Raw genomic sequence first — 14,910 nt, 5'->3', positions numbered from 1 at the left:
GCACAGGGCGGCTCCCCCGAAGGGGAACCGCCCTGTCGCTGCGATCAGCCGATCAGCGGCTGGCGAGCCGCTCGCGAAGCGCGGCGAGCGCCTCGTCGTCGGCCAGCGCGCCACCGGAGGAGGTGTCGCTCGAGAACGAGTTCTCCGCGGCAGCGGTCGCCTCGTCGGCGAGCTGCTTCTGGATCTGCGCCTTGTGCGCCTCCCAGCGGGCCTGCGCCGCGGCGTACTCCTGCTCCCACTTGTCGCGCTGCTCCTCGAAGCCCTCGCGCCACTCGTTGGTCTCCGGGTCGAAGCCCTCGGGGTACTTGTAGTTCCCCTGCTCGTCGTACTCGGTGAGCATGCCGTAGAGCGCCGGGTCGAACTCGGTGCCCTCGGGGTCGACGTCCTCGTTCGCCTGCTTCAGCGAGAGCGAGATGCGGCGACGCTCCAGATCGATGTCGATGATCTTGACGAACACCTCGTCGTTCACGGACACGACCTGCTCGGCGAGCTCGACGTGGCGGGCCGACAGCTCGGAGATGTGCACGAGGCCCTCGATGCCGTCCGCGACGCGGACGAACGCACCGAACGGCACGAGCTTCGTGACCTTGCCCGGCGCGACCTGACCGATCGCGTGGGTGCGGGCGAAGACCTGCCACGGGTCCTCCTGCGTCGCCTTCAGCGACAGGGAGACGCGCTCGCGCTCGAGGTCGACCTCGAGCACCTCGACGGTGACCTCCTGGCCGACCTCGACGACCTCGCTCGCGTGCTCGATGTGCTTCCACGAGAGCTCGGAGACGTGCACCAGCCCGTCCACGCCGCCGAGGTCGACGAACGCGCCGAAGTTGACGATCGAGGACACCGTGCCCTTGCGGACCTGGCCCTTGTGCAGGTTGTTGAGGAACGTCGTGCGGCTCTCGGACTGCGTCTGCTCGAGCAGCGCGCGGCGGGAGAGGACCACGTTGTTGCGGTTCTTGTCGAGCTCGAGGATCTTCGCCTCGAGGCTCTGGCCGAGGTACGGCGTGAGGTCGCGGACCCGACGGAGCTCGATGAGCGAGGCCGGGAGGAAGCCGCGGAGACCGATGTCGACGATCAGGCCGCCCTTGACGACCTCGATGACGGTGCCCGTCACCACGCCGTCCTCGTCCTTGATGCGCTCGACGTCGCCCCAGGCGCGCTCGTACTGCGCACGCTTCTTGGAGAGGATCAGCCGACCCTCCTTGTCCTCCTTCTGGAGGACGAGGGCCTCGACGTTGTCGCCGACGGCGACGACCTCGTTGGGGTCGACGTCGTGCTTGATCGAGAGCTCGCGCGAGGGGATGACGCCCTCGGTCTTGTAGCCGACGTCGAGGAGGACCTCGTCGCGGTCGATCTTGACGACGGTGCCCTCGATGAGGTCCCCGTCGTTGAAGAACTTGAGGGTCTTCTCGACCGCGGCCAGGAATTCCTCAGCGGATCCGATGTCGTTGATCGCGACCTGCTTGGGGGCCGATGCGGTCGGTGTAATCGTCATGGAGATGGTGTGATGGTTTCGTGTCTGGCTCGGACGCGCCGGAACGGCGCCGCGAGCGGTGCGGATGGAGTTGTGGCGGGCGCCCCGGGAGGGGCGATGCCCAGGGCGTCGGTCGATGGTTCCGAACCGGCGCCGCGCGCGAGCGCGAGGTGACCCGCGAACGCGATCCCCCAGTCTACCCGCATTCCCCCGGCCACGCCTCCCCCGCCGCCGAAGGCCGTGCTCCCTCGGCGGTTCCCTCCTGCTCGGCCAGGTGACGCTCAGCCGAGCAGCGTCGACCTGAGGGTGTCGAGGCCCATCCCGCCCTCCCGCAGGACCCGCCGGTGCCACGCCTTCAGGTCGAACGTCGCGCCCGCCCGGGCGGCGGACGCGGCCCGCAGCTCCTCCCAGATCCGCTGCCCCACCTTGTACGACGCGGCCTGGCCCGGCCACCCGCAGTAGCGGTCCACCTCGAAGCGGAGGAAGGCGTCGTCCATGTGCACGTGCCGGCGGAACAGCGCGAGCGCGGAGTCGCGCGTCCAGACCGCGCCGTCGGGGTCCCGCTTGCGCAGGTGCAGGCCGATGTCGATCACGACCCGAGCCGCGCGCATCCGCTGGCCGTCGAGCATGCCGAGCCGGTCGGCCGGGGCGTTGAGGTACCCGAGCTCGGCCATCAGCCGCTCCGCGTACAGCGCCCAGCCCTCCCAGTACCCGGAGGTGCCCGCGCTGCGACGCCACGTGTTCAGCGACCGGTTGGTGAGGGCCGTCGCGATCTGGAGGTGATGCCCCGGGACGCCCTCGTGGTACACCGTCGTCGTCTCGCGCCAGGTCGTGAAGCGCTCGACCCCCTCCGGTACCGACCACCACATGTGGCCGGGCCGGGAGAAGTCGTCGGCGGGCGGCGTGTAGTAGATGACACCGGAGTGCGTCGGCGCGACCCGGCACTCGAGCGTGCGGACGGGGCCCTCGATCTCGAAGTGCGTCGCGCCGAGGGCGTCGATGGCCGCGTCGGAGCGGCGCTGCATCCACGCCTGCAGCGCCTCGGTCCCGTCGATGCGCTGCGCCGGGTCCTGCTCGAGCGCCGCGATCGCGTCCTCCACCGTGCCGCCCGGGACGATGAGGCGCGCGGTCGCCTCCTGCTCGGCCGCCATCCTGGCGAGTTCCTCGAGCCCCCACTCGTAGGTGTCGTCGAGGTCGACGGCCGCGCCCAGGAACCGGCGCGACTGCAGGGCGTACGCCTCCCTGCCCACCGCGTCGTCCTCCCCTGCGACGGGCGCGAGCTCGTCCTCGAGCATCCGGGCGAGCCGGTCGTACGCCTCCGCGGCGTCCCTCGCCCCCGCGGCCAGCCGCGCACCGAGCGCCCCGCCGGGTTCCGGCGCCCGGCCGACGAGGTCGGCGAAGAACCCGTGCGGAGCGGCGAACTCGCGGGCCTGCCCGGCCGCGAGCGCGACCTGCCTGACCGCGGGGACCACCCCGGCGCGGATCCCGGCGCGCAACCGGTGCGCGTAGCCGTCGAGCGCCGCGCCCACCGCCTCGAGCCGGCTCGCGATGTGCGCCCAGTCGTCCTCCGTCGCCGTCGGTTCGAGGTCGAACACGTCCCGCACCCCCTGGAGCGGCGACTCGACGTTGTTGAGGTCGCGGAGCGGCAGCTGCGCCGCCCGCTGCTCGATCGACAGCTCGAGCTCGCGCGTGAGGTCGGCCTTCGTCACCGCGTCCGTCTCGTCGAGGGGCCGGACGCCCGCGAGGCGCCGCAGGACGGCGCGCTCCGCGGCGTCCTCCGCCGCGAGACCGTCCGTCGAGAAGTCGCTGTACCGGCCCTCGAACCCCTGCCGGCCGAGGAAGACCGCGAGCTCCGGGTGGAGCGACAGCGACTCGTCGACCCAGTCCTCGGCGATCCGGTCGATCTCGGTCCACTCGCGCGTCGGCTCCACGCGGCGACGCTAGCCGAGGCCGGCCGGTCGGGACACGGTCTCCGCGCGCCTCATCAGCGTGTGCACACGATCCCGCCGCACGGCGGCGTACCGTGGAAGGGATCCCACCGGCGTCAAGGGTGTCGCTGGCCAACACCCGACGCGCTGGAGGCGGCATGTGCCGACTGCTCGGTGCGGCCTCGCCCGCACCCGTCACCGTCGAGACCGTCCTTGGCAGCGGACAGCGTGCGGTCTTCGCCGACATGGCGCGCCTGCACGGCGACGGCTGGGGCACGGCGTGCCTCGACGACGAGGGCCGCGTCCGCGGCGACCGGCGTCCCACGAGCGGGGTCGGCGACACCGCGCTGCAGACCGTACTGACCCACGAACCGTCGACCGCCCGCATCGTGCACCTTCGCCTGGCGACGATGGGACTCGCCCGGACGCCGGCGAACACGCACCCGTTCCTCGCCGACGGCATGGCGTTCGCGCACAACGGATCGCTCGAGCCGGCCGGCCCGGTCGAGCGGCTCGTCGGCCGCGAGCAGCTCGCCTCCCTCCGCGGCACGACCGACAGCGAGCGCTACTTCGCGGCGATCCGCACCCTCGTCGCGCGCGGCGCTTCGGTGTTCGAGGCGCTCGTCTCGACGGTCTCCTCCCTGCGGGCGGCCTACCCGGAGCGGAGCCTGAACGCGCTGCTGCTCACGCCCACCGAGCTGTTCGCGGTCCACGCGAGCGAGGGCGTGCCGATCCCCCACGGCGCCTTCGTCGCGAGCGGCATCCCGGCCGACCGCCTGCCGCGGCACCACGTCGACGCCTACTACCTGATGCGCACACGGCGCGGGCCGGACGGCTCGATCGTCTTCGCCTCCAGCGGGCTCGACATCGCCGGCTGGGACGCGGTGCCGCCCGAGACGGTGACCCGGGTGGATCTCGCGACGCTCGCGGTTCGGACGGTCCCGCTCTCCGCCGCGGACGCCTCCCGCCGCGTCGCCTGAGCACTTCAGCAGGCTGAGCACTTCAGCAGGCTGAGTACTTCAGCAGGCTTAAACACCTTCGGCAGGCTAGGACCCGAGGTCCTGGCCTGCCGAAGGGAGGAGAGCCTGCCGAAGTGCTCGGCTACTCCTTGTCGAGGTCGGTCGACAGCAGCTCGACGAGCGAGTCCAGCGCGGCGTCGGCGCCGTCGCCGTCCGCCTTCAGCGTGACCTCTTCGCCGTGGCCGATGCCGAGCGAGAGGATGCCGAGGATGCTGGCGGCGTTGACGCTCTTGCCGGCCTTGGTGGTCAGCGTCACGGGCACGCCCGCCTTGGCCGCCGCCTGACTGAACAGGGAAGCGGGCCGGGCGTGCAGACCGACGCTCGATGCGATGGAAACGGTGCGCTCAGGCATGGTGCTCCTAGGTGGTGGGATCGAAGGGGGCTTCGGCCGGGTTCAGTCGTCGTCCTCGTCGGGCGTCAGCAGGGCGTAGACCTGCTCGGCGCTCGACGCGTTCCGCAGCTGCTCGGCCTTGTCCGGGTCGAGCAGGATCTCGGCGAGCTGCGACAGCAGCGCGATGTGGCCGCCGCCCGCCGCGGCGATCCCGACGCACACCGAGACGGCGTTGCCCTCCCAGTCCACGCCCTCCGGGAAGCGCAGGACCACGAGCGCGTCGCGCTTGACCGACTCCTTGCCGGCGAGCGTGCCGTGCGGGATCGCGACGCCCTCGCCCACGAACGTGGAGACGGTCTCCTCGCGCTGGATCATCGCGTCGACGTAGGACTCGTCGACCGCGCCTGCGGCGACGAGGGCGGCCCCGCACTGCCGGACCGCGTCGAAGCGATCCTCGGCCGTGCAGTCGAGCCGGATGGAGTCCTCCGCCAGCAGGGAGGTGAGTGCGGTGTCGGTCATCGTCAGATCTCGACGGTCGAGCCGTCCTGGATCGCCTTGACGATCTTCGCGACCTTCGGGTCGCCCAGGAACAGCTGGAAGGGGATGACGGGCACGTCGGGCACGACGCCCCTGGCGCGATCAGCGAGGCCCGCCTGGGTGACGACGATGTCGGCGTCCTGCGGGATGTGGGCGACGGGCGAGTGCTCGACCGTGACGCCGTTCTTCTTCAACTGCTTCTTCAGCTGACCGGCCAGCATCACGCTGCTGCCCATGCCGGCGTCGCACGCGACGATCAGCTTCTTGATGCTCGAGCCGTCGATGGTCGTCATCTTGGGGGTGTGCTCCTTCGGTTCCCGGGTCGCTGCCGACCCTACTTCACTGCGCTTGGCCGCGGTCCGGCAAGCCGGAAGGGGCTCCGGGCCGCACCCGGTACACCGGGAGCGGGGCGGGGGCAATGCCCCCGCCCCGCCCTCCGATGGGTCGATCAGGCGCCGGCGACGGCGGTCTTGCGACCCTTGTTCTCCGCGTTGCGGGCATTCGCCTCGTCGAGGTCCATGGCGACCTTCTCGTTCCGGCCGAAGCCGAGGAGGAGCGCCCCGACGACGAACGCCACGGCGGCGGCGATCACGACGCCGATGAGGTTCGCGACGATCGTGCTCGGGGCCGAGACAAGCACGTAGGCGATGATCGAGCCGGGCGACGCCGGGGCGACGAGGCCGCCGCCCAGCAGCACGAACGTGAGCACGCCCATGCCACCGCCGAGGATGGCCGCGATGACCAGGATCGGCTTCATCAGCACGTACGGGAAGTAGATCTCGTGGATGCCGCCGAGGAACTGCACGATGATCGCGGACGGCACCGTGGGGCGGATGGCGCGCGGGCCGAAGAGCCACATCGCGACGAGGATGCCGAGGCCCGGGCCGGGGTTCGACTCGATCATGAACAGGATCGAGGTGCCGCCACCGTGCGCCTGCTGGGTGCCGAGCGGCACGAGCACGCCGTTGCCGATCGCGTTGTTGAGGAACAGCACCTTGGCGGGCTCGACGATGATCGACGCGAGCGGCAGGAGGCTCGACTTCACCAGGAAGTCGACGACCGCACCGAGGCCCGTGTTGATCGCGATGATGATCGGGCCGAACACGTAGATGCCGATGACCGCGAACAGGCCACCGATGATTCCGGCGGAGAAGTTGTCCACGAGCATCTCGAAGCCGGAGGCGAGCTTGCCGTCGACGAGCCGGTCCCACAGCTTCAGCACGAGGGCCGTGAGCGGGCCCATCACGAAGCCCGCAAGGAAGTTCGGGCCGAGGCCCGTGATGTCCTTCGGAACGGCCAGGCCGGCGGGCGCGATCTGCAGCGCGACGGGCGCGACGACCGCACCGAGCGTCGCGATCGCACCGACGACGGCGCCGCGCTGCCCGTGGACGAGCCGGCCGCCCGTGTAGCCGATGAGGATCGGCAGCAGGAAGACGATGATCGGGCCGACGACCACGCCGACCGTCGTGGAGAACGCCGTCGAGCTGGTCGCGGTGTTCGGGATGGCGCCGGTGGCGCGCGCGATCAGGTTGATCCATCCGTTGGGGATGGTGAGGGCGGTGATGAGGCCCCACGCGATGAACGCGCCGAGGTTCGGCATGATCATGCCGGCGAGGAAGGCGCCGAAGCGCTGGACCGCCGCGCGCGGGCCGGTGCCCGTGACGGTCGGCGTGTAAGCGGACATTGTCCTTGTTACTCCTTTGTAGCGAGTCCAGAGGTCAGGTACAGCGTGTGCAGCGGTGGCGCCGATACGGCGGCCGAGTGCATCCAAGCCTTTAACGTTGACCGTGTCAACCGTGGAAGCGGCACACGCACCGGGCACCCCCAGTGCGGGGCGACTCAGTGCGCTGCGGCGTCCCAGTCGTGGCCGAGACCGACCTGCACCTCGAGCGGCACCCGGAGCTGTGCCGCGTCGCGCATCCGGCGCTCCACGATCTCCTCGAGCACCTCCTGCTCGCCGGGAGCGACCTCGAGCACCAGCTCGTCGTGGACCTGGAGCAGGAGCCGCGACCGCAGCTCCGCAGCCACCATGTCCGCACCGACACCGATCATGGCGATCTTCATGATGTCCGCGGCCGTGCCCTGGATCGGCGCGTTGAGCGCCGCGCGCTCCGCGTTGCCGCGCAACACACGGTTGGCGCTGTTCAGGTCGGGGAACGGCCGCCTGCGGCCGAAGATCGTCTCCGTGTAGCCGTCCACGCGCGCCTGCTCCACCACGTTCCGGAGGTAGTCCCGGACGCCGCCGAAGCGCTCGAAGTAGCCCTGCATCAGGTCCTCCGCCTCGCGGCGGTCGATCCGGAGCTGCTGGGACAGGCCGAACGCCGACAGCCCGTACGCCAGGCCGTAGGACATCGCCTTGACCTTCGTGCGCATGAACGGCGTCACCTCGGCGGGCGCGACGCCGAACACGCGCGATCCCACGAAGCGGTGCAGGTCCTCGCCGGAGTGGAACGCCTCGATCAGCCCGGCATCCTCGGAGAGGTGCGCCATGATCCGCATCTCGATCTGCGAGTAGTCCGCCGTCAGGAGCGTGGGGTACCCATCCCCCGCGACGAAGGCGGCGCGGATCCGCCTGCCCTCCTCCGCCCGGATCGGGATGTTCTGCAGATTGGGGTCGTTGGAGGAGATCCGCCCGGTCGTCGTGCCCGTCTGCACGTACGTGGTGTGGATGCGGCCGTCCTCGCCGATCCCGCGCTGCAGCGTCTCGATGATCTGGCGCAGCTTGGACGCGTCGCGGTGCTGCAGCAGCACGTCGAGGAACGGGTGCGGGTGGGAGGCCTGCAGGTCGGCGAGCGAGTCGGCGTCGGTCGAGAAGCCGGTCTTCGTGCGACGGGTGCCCGGCATGCCGAGCTCGCCGAACAGCACCTCCTGGAGCTGCTTCGGGGAGCCGAGGTTCAGCTCGTGGCCGACGATCCGGTACGCCTCGTCGGCGAGCTCGGCGATGCGGGTCGACAGCTCGGTGTTCAGCGCGTCGAGCGCAACGGCGTCGATCGCGACGCCGGCCGTCTCCATCCTCGCCAGGACGTCGAGGACCGGCAGCTCGATGTCCACGAGGACCTGGAGCGTCTTGGCGTCGAGGCCGGCCTTCAGCACGTGGGCGGCGCGGAGGACGTACCAGGCGTGGGTCGGCGCGGGGCTGCCGCCGCCGATGTCCTGCACGAGCTGGTTCGGATCCGCCTCGGGCAGCGTCTCGTCGAGGTAGCGGGACACGATCTGGACGAGCGTCTTCTCCTGCCCGCTCGGCCGCAGCAGCCACGCGGCGAGGAGGGTGTCGAAGGCGGTGCCGCGGAGCGCGAGCCCGACGGCGGTGAGGGCCTTCGTCTGCGTCTTCGCGTCGTGCAGCAGCTTCGGGGCATCGGGGTCGGCGAGCCAGCGCTCGAGCGGCGCGAACTCCGCGCGGTCCGGCTGCCACGGCACGTCCACCGACTCCTCCGGCCCGGCGACGCCGATCGACGCGACCCTGCCGCCCTGCGACTCCACCTGCAGCCCGAGGCCCTCGGGATTCGCGGTGCGCATCCGGTCCAGCCAGCCCTCGAGCTGCTCGCCGAGCAGCTGCGCGGGAGCCGGGGCGGGCGGGGCGGCGTCCGCGTCCTCGTCCGCCTCCGGCGCGGAGCCGGAGACGCCGCCGCCCTCGAGCTTCAGCACCCGGTCGAGCAGCGTGCGGAACTCGAGCCGTTTGAAGACCGCGCGGACGGCCGCCTCGTCGATCGGCCGACGCACCAGGTCGTCAGGAGCGACCGGCAGCTCGACGTCGGTGTGCAGCCGGTTCAGTCGGCGGTTCCGCGCCGCGTTCTCCCACTGCGCCCGCAGGTTGTTGCCGACGACGCCCTTGATCTCGTCCCTGCGCTCGAGGAGCTGCTCGAGCGAGCCGTACTGGAGGATCCACTTGACGGCGGTCTTCTCGCCCACCTTGTCGATGCCGGGCAGGTTGTCGCTCGTCTCCCCGACGAGCGCGGCGATCTCCGGGTACTGGTGCGGCTCGATGCCGTAGCGGTCGTGCACCTTCTCGACGTCGTACCGGGTGAGCTCGCTCACGCCGCGCACCGACGGGTAGAGGAGCGTCACGTCCTCGTTCACCAGCTGGATGGTGTCGCGGTCGCCGGAGACCACCAGCACGCGGTACCCCTGCTCGCGGCCCTGCACCGACAGCGTCGCGAGGATGTCGTCCGCCTCGAAGTCCTCCTTCGTGACGGTCGGGATGTTCATCGCCGCCAGCGCCTCCTGCAGCAGCGGCACCTGGCCCTTGAACTCCGGCGGGGTCTCCCCGCGCGTGCCCTTGTACTCCGGGTACTCGCGGCTGCGGAAGGAGAAGCGGGAGATGTCGAACGCGACCGCGAGGTGGCTCGGGCGCTCCTTCTGCAGCAGGAGCAGCAGCATCGACAGGAAGCCGTGGATCGCGTTGGTGTGCTGGCCGTCGGCCGCGGTGAAGCTGTCGACGGGGAGGGCGTAGAACGCGCGGAACGCGAGCGAGTGCCCGTCGACCACCAGCAGCGTCGGCTTCGACGATTCGGGCATGATGCCAGCGTAGTGAGCGCCCCCGACGCTCCCCCGAGCCCCCTGGAGGCACCGTGCAGCTCCCCGACGACCTGGACCCCGAGCTCGTGCAGCGGCTCGTGGACACCCGCGGCGGCGAGCTGCCCGTGAAGATGGGCATCGAGTTCCTCGAGCTGTCCGCGTCCCACTCGGTCGCGAGGATGCCGGTCGCGGGCAACCGTCAGGTCGTCGGCCTGCTGCACGGCGGCGCGTACGTCGTGCTCGGCGAGAGCCTCGGCAGCATCTCCTCCGCGATCCACGGAGGGCCGGGACGCTACGCGGTGGGCATCGAGATCAACGCCACCCACTCCCGGTCGGCGACCGAGGGCTGGGTGACGGCGACGTGCGAGGCGCTGGTGCTCGGCCGCACCCTGTGCACGCACGAGATCGTCGTCCGGGACGAGGCGGGCAACCGCTGCTCGACGGTCCGGATGACGAACCTCCTGCGCGACGCCCGCTGACGCCTGTCACCGGAGCACTTCGGCAGGCCGGTTCCCCTTCGGCAGGCCAAGAAGCGCTGTTCCAGCCTGCCGGAGCGCGCTCAGCCTGCCGAAGTGCTCCTCCGCCGGAGGGACGAGGCTACTTCTTGGGGGCGGAGAGCTGCTCGATGACGGCCTGGGCGACGTCGTGCATCGTCAGCCGGCGGTCCATCGACGCCTTCTGGATCCAGCGGAACGCCTCCGGCTCGGAGAGGCCCATCTTCTCGTTCAGGAGGCCCTTCGCGCGGTCGACGAGCTTGCGCGTCTCGAAGCGCTCGACCATGTCGGCGACCTCGGACTCGAGCGCGACGATCTGCGCGTACCGCGCGAGCGCGATCTCGATGGCCGGCAGGAGGTCGGCCGGCGTGAACGGCTTCACCACGTAGGCGAGCGCGCCCGCCTCGCTCGCCTGCTCGACGAGCTCCTTCTGGCTGAACGCGGTGAGCAGCACCACCGGGGCGATGTGGTCCTTGGTCAGCCGCTCCGCGGCCTTGATGCCGTCGAGCTGCGGCATCCGCACGTCCATCACCACGAGGTCAGGACGGAGCTCGGTCGCGAGCTGGACAGCGGTCTCACCGTCACCGGCCTCGCCCACGACGTCGAATCCGTTGTCACGCAGGATCTCGACGATGTCGAGACGGATCAGGGATTCGTCTTCCGCGACGACGACGCGGCGAGGAGCATCGGTTGCGTTCTCGGCCACCTACGCAACATTAGGGCACCCGACACGCCCACCCTGCGCCCACGCGGACCGACGCACGACCGTGCAGCCCCCTATGGTGGTGCCGATCGACGAGCCGGTGTGGCGGAACGGCAGACGCGGCGCACTCAAAATGCGCTGTCCGCAAGGGCATGTGGGTTCGAGTCCCACCACCGGTACGGGACGTGCGACCGTCCGAAGGACCGTCGGCCGTCCCGGACCGGTGGTGTCGGCGAGGACGCACCTGTGGTGGGCCCCTGCGCGCGCCGGGGTCCCACGGCGGCGCGGAGCGACGGCGTGGGGCGCGCGCAGGGATCGAGTCCCACCACCGGTACTCCGAGCACGACAGCAGGACCCAGCACCGTCGGCAGGACGGAGGCGCGCGTCCTGTCCTGCTGAAGCTCCTCGGTCCTGCTGACGTGCTCCACGCGGCGGGTCGGGGCAGGCGGGTCAGGGCAGGCGGGTGACCCGGGTGCCCTGCGTGATCGCCTTCGGGATCTCAGCCACCGCTTCCACGCGGTCGAGGAGCGCGCCCACCTCGGCCGCCGACGCGGCCGCGTCGACCTCGACGCGGTAGCCGATCCCGGTGGACGCCCAGGTCGCCGTGTCGAAGCCGCCCTCGACCGCGACGCGGACCCCGAGCACGTCCATGCCAAGATCCTCCGCCTCGCGGTAGACGTCGTTCAGCACGCACCCGCCGACCGCGACGTGCAGCAGGTGCGCGCCCGTGAACGCGCCGACGACGGACACGCCGCCCTCGGTCCACCGGTGCGGACTCGTGAACAGCGCGCCGTCGTCGCGCAGGGTGCCGGCCGAGACGGTCACCGCGAACGTCTCGGCCACCGCGTCACACCAGTCGCTGGTAGGCGGGCGCGGCGCCGCCGATCGCGTCGCCCATCACGTGCACGCGCATGTCGTTCGTGGATCCGGGGATGCCGGGAGGGGACCCCGCGATCACGACGACCTTCTCGCCGCGCTGGAGGCGGTCGATGCCGAGCAGCACGTCGTCGACCTGGTGCATGAGCTCGTCGGTCGTCGTGACCCGCGGCACGAGGAAGGTCTCGACGCCCCAGGACAGGGCGAGCCGAGAGCGGATGCCGGGCTCGGGCGTGAACGCGAGCACGGGGATCTTCGAGCGCAGCCGCACCATCCTCCGGACGGAGTCGCCCGACTCCGTGAACACGCAGAGGTACCGGGCGTCGACGAAGTCCGCGACCTCCGCCGCGGCGAGCGTGATCGCGCCGCCCTGGGTGCGGGGCTTCGTGCCGAGGGGCTTGATGCGCTCGAGCCCGTGGTCCTCGGTCGAGGTCACGATCCGCGCCATCGTCGAGACGGTCACGACGGGGTACTCCCCCACGCTCGTCTCGCCCGAGAGCATGACCGCGTCCGCGCCGTCGAGCACCGCGTTCGCGACATCGGAGGTCTCGGCGCGCGTCGGCACGGGCGAGGAGATCATCGACTCGAGCATCTGGGTGGCGACGATGACCGGCTTCGCGAGGCGGCGAGCGATCTCGCACGCCTGCTTCTGGACGATCGGCACCTGCTCGAGCGGCAGCTCCACGCCGAGGTCGCCGCGCGCGACCATCACGCCGTCGAAGCTGTCGATGATCGCCTCGAGGTGCTCGACGGCCTGCGGCTTCTCGATCTTCGCGATGACGGGGACCCGCCTGCCGACCTCGTCCATGATCTCGTGGACGCGGGTGAGGTCGTCGGGGCTGCGCACGAACGACAGGGCGATCAGGTCGGCGCCGAGCTGGAGGCCCCAGCGGAGGTCCGCCTCGTCCTTCTCGGACAGGGCCGGCACGTTCACCGCGACCCCGGGCAGGTTGATGCCCTTGTTGTTCGACACCGTGCCGGCGACGACGACCCTGGTGCGGACGCGGACGCCGTCCGTGTCGATGACCTGGACACGGACCTTGCCGTCGTCGATCAGCAGGAAGTCGCCGGGGTGCACGTCCTGCGGCAGCCCCTTGAAGGTCGTGCCGACCATCTCCTTGGTGCCGAGGACGTCCTCGGTCGTGATCGTGAAGACGTCGCCCTCGGCGAGGTCGTGGGGCCCGTCCGCGAAGCGGCCGAGGCGGATCTTCGGGCCCTGGAGGTCGACGAGCACGGCGACGGCGCGCCCGGAGGCGTCGGCCGCCTCGCGGACGTTGCGGTAGACGCCCTCGTGGACCTCGTAGCTGCCGTGGCTGAGGTTCATCCGGCAGACGTCGACGCCTGCGTCGATCACGGCCCGGATGTTCTCGAGGCTCGAGGTCGCGGGGCCCAACGTGGCGACGATCTTGGCGCGTCTCATGCGGTGCGGTTCCAGCTTTCGGCGTGTGGTGCGGATGGTGCCCGTCGAGGCTATCCGCATGTCGCGGGCGCCGACGAACGGGCGGGGTCAGAGCGAGATCGGCCGGTCGGTCGGTCGCACGGGGGCGGGCAGCTCGGTGCGCCCCTCCAGGTAGGCGTCGACCTCGGCGGCCACGCTGCGGCCCTCCGCGATCGCCCAGACGATCAGGGACTGCCCCCGGCCCGCGTCTCCTGCCACGAAGACGCCGGGTTCGGAGGTCTGGAACCGGTCGTCGCGCGCCACGGCCCCGCTCGCGTCGAACGGCAGCCCCAGCTGCTCGGCGATCGCGTCCTGCTCCGGACCGCTGAAGCCCATCGCGAGCAGCACCAGGTCGGCCGGGATCAGCCGCTCCGTGCCGCTCTTCGGCACGCGGCGGCCGTCGAGGTACTCGGTCTCCGCGACCCGGAGCTGCGCCACCCGGCCCTGCTCGTCCGCGACGAACTCGACGGTCGAGGCGAGGTACTCGCGCTTCCCGCCCTCCTCGTGCGCGCTCGAGATCTCGAAGACGGTCGGCATCATGGGCCACGGCTGCGAGTCGCTGCGGGTGGCAGGAGGCTGCCGCCCGATCGCGAGGTTCGTGACGCTCGCGGCACCCTGCCGGTGCGCCGTGCCGATGCAGTCCGCACCCGTGTCGCCGCCGCCGATGACGACCACGTGGCGGTCCTCCGCCGTGATCTGCCCGGGCACGTCGTCGCCCGCGACCGCCTTGTTCGACTGGGTCAGGTACTCCATCGCGAAGTGGACGCCGTCGAGGTCGCGGCCCGGCACCGGCAGATCCCGCGGCACGGGAGCGCCGGTCGCGACGATCACCGCGTCGTAGCGCCGCCGGAGCTCGTCCCAGGCGAGGTCCTTGCCGATCTCGACGCCCGCGCGGAACCGGGTGCCCTCGGCGATCATCTGGTTCAGCCGCTGGTCGAGCCGGTGCTTCTCCATCTTGAACTCGGGGATGCCGTAGCGGAGCAGGCCGCCGATCCGGTCGTCGCGCTCGTACACGGCGACCGTGTGGCCGGCCCGGGTCAGCTGCTGCGCGGCGGCGAGGCCGGCCGGCCCGGCGCCGACGACCGCGACCGTCTTCCCGGTCAGCCGCTGCGGCGGGTGCGGCTGCACCCAGCCGTGCTCGAACGCCTGGTCGATGATCGAGACCTCGACCTGCTTGATCGTGACCGCGGGCTGGTTGATGCCGAGCACGCACGAGGACTCGCACGGCGCAGGGCAGAGCGTGCCGGTGAACTCCGGGAAGTTGTTCGTGGCGTGGAGGCGCTCGATGGCGAGCCGCCCCTCGCCGCGGTGCATGAGGTCGTTCCACTCCGGGATGAGGTTGCCGAGCGGGCAGCCCTGATGGCAGAACGGGATGCCGCACTGCATGCAGCGACCCGCCTGCCTGCGCAGCTCGCCGGACTCCTGCTGCTCGTACACCTCCTTCCAGTCCATCAGCCGGACGGAGACCGGGCGGCGCGGCGGCAGCTCGCGCTCGCGGGTCTTGAGGAAGCCCTTGGGGTCAGCCATGGGAGATGCCGTTCTTGCTCGGGGTGGTCTCGAGGCTCGCTTCGCTCGCACCTCGACCAGCGGGAAGAGGG

General features: G+C 71.2%; 13 protein-coding genes and 1 tRNA gene. 3 read left to right on the top strand and 11 right to left on the bottom strand.

The features are described 5' to 3' along the window. Positions 1 to 52: 52 nt before the first annotated feature. Both rpsA and ACTHLI_RS05525 read right to left on the bottom strand, forming a co-directional pair. Positions 53 to 1,492, bottom strand: a complete 1,440-nt coding sequence (gene rpsA / locus ACTHLI_RS05530; RefSeq protein WP_440182070.1) for a 30S ribosomal protein S1 — start codon at positions 1,490 to 1,492, stop codon at positions 53 to 55. A 260-nt stretch (positions 1,493 to 1,752) separates the two neighbouring features. Continuing rightward, a complete protein-coding gene (locus ACTHLI_RS05525; protein WP_440182069.1) occupies positions 1,753 to 3,402 on the bottom strand; it encodes a DUF885 domain-containing protein in 1,650 nt (549 codons plus the stop codon). Between the two features lie 155 nt (positions 3,403 to 3,557). Here ACTHLI_RS05525 and ACTHLI_RS05520 point away from each other — a divergent pair, with 155 nt between their 5' ends. After that, the gene (locus ACTHLI_RS05520) at positions 3,558 to 4,379 is read left to right on the top strand and encodes a class II glutamine amidotransferase (protein ID WP_440182067.1); all 822 of its coding nucleotides are present in this window, start codon (positions 3,558 to 3,560) and stop codon (positions 4,377 to 4,379) included. Between the two features lie 121 nt (positions 4,380 to 4,500). On the opposite strand, the gene ACTHLI_RS05515 is transcribed toward ACTHLI_RS05520, so the two are convergent. From ACTHLI_RS05515 to polA, 5 genes are all read right to left on the bottom strand, one after another. Then, positions 4,501 to 4,770 carry an HPr family phosphocarrier protein gene (locus ACTHLI_RS05515; RefSeq protein ID WP_440182066.1) on the bottom strand — a complete coding sequence of 90 codons (270 nt, stop codon included), beginning with the start codon at positions 4,768 to 4,770 and terminating at the stop codon, positions 4,501 to 4,503. A gap of 42 nt (positions 4,771 to 4,812) precedes the next feature. Then, a complete protein-coding gene (locus ACTHLI_RS05510) occupies positions 4,813 to 5,268 on the bottom strand; it encodes a PTS sugar transporter subunit IIA (protein WP_440182065.1) in 456 nt (151 codons plus the stop codon). A gap of 2 nt (positions 5,269 to 5,270) precedes the next feature. Beyond that, a complete protein-coding gene (locus tag ACTHLI_RS05505) occupies positions 5,271 to 5,579 on the bottom strand; it encodes a PTS lactose transporter subunit IIB (RefSeq protein ID WP_440182064.1) in 309 nt (102 codons plus the stop codon). Positions 5,580 to 5,734: 155 nt separating this feature from the next. Then, a complete protein-coding gene (locus ACTHLI_RS05500) occupies positions 5,735 to 6,970 on the bottom strand; it encodes a PTS transporter subunit EIIC (protein WP_440182063.1) in 1,236 nt (411 codons plus the stop codon). A 155-nt stretch (positions 6,971 to 7,125) separates the two neighbouring features. Further along, on the bottom strand, positions 7,126 to 9,801 hold the full coding sequence (gene polA / locus ACTHLI_RS05495) for a DNA polymerase I (protein ID WP_440182062.1): 2,676 nt from the start codon (positions 9,799 to 9,801) through the stop codon (positions 7,126 to 7,128). Positions 9,802 to 9,854: 53 nt separating this feature from the next. Here polA and ACTHLI_RS05490 point away from each other — a divergent pair, with 53 nt between their 5' ends. Continuing rightward, on the top strand, positions 9,855 to 10,280 hold the full coding sequence (locus ACTHLI_RS05490; RefSeq protein WP_440182061.1) for a PaaI family thioesterase: 426 nt from the start codon (positions 9,855 to 9,857) through the stop codon (positions 10,278 to 10,280). A 118-nt stretch (positions 10,281 to 10,398) separates the two neighbouring features. Here ACTHLI_RS05490 and ACTHLI_RS05485 read toward each other — a convergent pair whose 3' ends face one another. Beyond that, positions 10,399 to 11,001 carry an ANTAR domain-containing response regulator gene (locus tag ACTHLI_RS05485; protein WP_440182060.1) on the bottom strand — a complete coding sequence of 201 codons (603 nt, stop codon included), beginning with the start codon at positions 10,999 to 11,001 and terminating at the stop codon, positions 10,399 to 10,401. Positions 11,002 to 11,094: 93 nt separating this feature from the next. Here ACTHLI_RS05485 and ACTHLI_RS05480 point away from each other — a divergent pair. Continuing rightward, positions 11,095 to 11,177, top strand: a tRNA-Leu gene (locus ACTHLI_RS05480). Positions 11,178 to 11,448: 271 nt separating this feature from the next. On the opposite strand, the gene ACTHLI_RS05475 is transcribed toward ACTHLI_RS05480, so the two are convergent. The 3 genes from ACTHLI_RS05475 to ACTHLI_RS05465 form a co-directional block, all read right to left on the bottom strand. Then, positions 11,449 to 11,841 (bottom strand): OsmC family protein, encoded by a 393-nt coding sequence (locus tag ACTHLI_RS05475; protein WP_440182059.1) that lies wholly within the window; start codon positions 11,839 to 11,841, stop codon positions 11,449 to 11,451. Between the two features lie 4 nt (positions 11,842 to 11,845). Then, positions 11,846 to 13,294 (bottom strand): pyruvate kinase, encoded by a 1,449-nt coding sequence (gene pyk, locus ACTHLI_RS05470; protein WP_440182058.1) that lies wholly within the window; start codon positions 13,292 to 13,294, stop codon positions 11,846 to 11,848. Between the two features lie 87 nt (positions 13,295 to 13,381). Next, positions 13,382 to 14,839 (bottom strand): glutamate synthase subunit beta, encoded by a 1,458-nt coding sequence (locus ACTHLI_RS05465; RefSeq protein WP_440182056.1) that lies wholly within the window; start codon positions 14,837 to 14,839, stop codon positions 13,382 to 13,384. Between the last annotated feature and the right edge of the window lie 71 nt (positions 14,840 to 14,910).

The organism is Amnibacterium sp. (assembly GCF_051956055.1).
In the GTDB taxonomy this organism is placed as follows: domain Bacteria; phylum Actinomycetota; class Actinomycetes; order Actinomycetales; family Microbacteriaceae; genus Amnibacterium.
The sequence above is the reverse complement of the archived record's forward strand: the minus strand, read 5'-3'. Positions and strand labels throughout refer to the sequence as shown.

Excerpts from the sequence above, each read along its gene's own strand:
- rpsA (WP_440182070.1), bottom strand. The coding sequence starts at position 1,492 with ATGACGATTACACCGACCGCATCGGCCCCCAAGCAGGTCGCGATCAAC.
- ACTHLI_RS05510 (WP_440182065.1), bottom strand. The coding sequence starts at position 5,268 with ATGACCGACACCGCACTCACCTCCCTGCTGGCGGAGGACTCCATCCGG.
- pyk (WP_440182058.1), bottom strand. The coding sequence starts at position 13,294 with ATGAGACGCGCCAAGATCGTCGCCACGTTGGGCCCCGCGACCTCGAGC.
- ACTHLI_RS05520 (WP_440182067.1), top strand. The coding sequence starts at position 3,558 with ATGTGCCGACTGCTCGGTGCGGCCTCGCCCGCACCCGTCACCGTCGAG.
- ACTHLI_RS05505 (WP_440182064.1), bottom strand. The coding sequence starts at position 5,579 with ATGACGACCATCGACGGCTCGAGCATCAAGAAGCTGATCGTCGCGTGC.
- polA (WP_440182062.1), bottom strand. The coding sequence starts at position 9,801 with ATGCCCGAATCGTCGAAGCCGACGCTGCTGGTGGTCGACGGGCACTCG.
- ACTHLI_RS05500 (WP_440182063.1), bottom strand. The coding sequence starts at position 6,970 with ATGTCCGCTTACACGCCGACCGTCACGGGCACCGGCCCGCGCGCGGCG.
- ACTHLI_RS05515 (WP_440182066.1), bottom strand. The coding sequence starts at position 4,770 with ATGCCTGAGCGCACCGTTTCCATCGCATCGAGCGTCGGTCTGCACGCC.
- ACTHLI_RS05465 (WP_440182056.1), bottom strand. The coding sequence starts at position 14,839 with ATGGCTGACCCCAAGGGCTTCCTCAAGACCCGCGAGCGCGAGCTGCCG.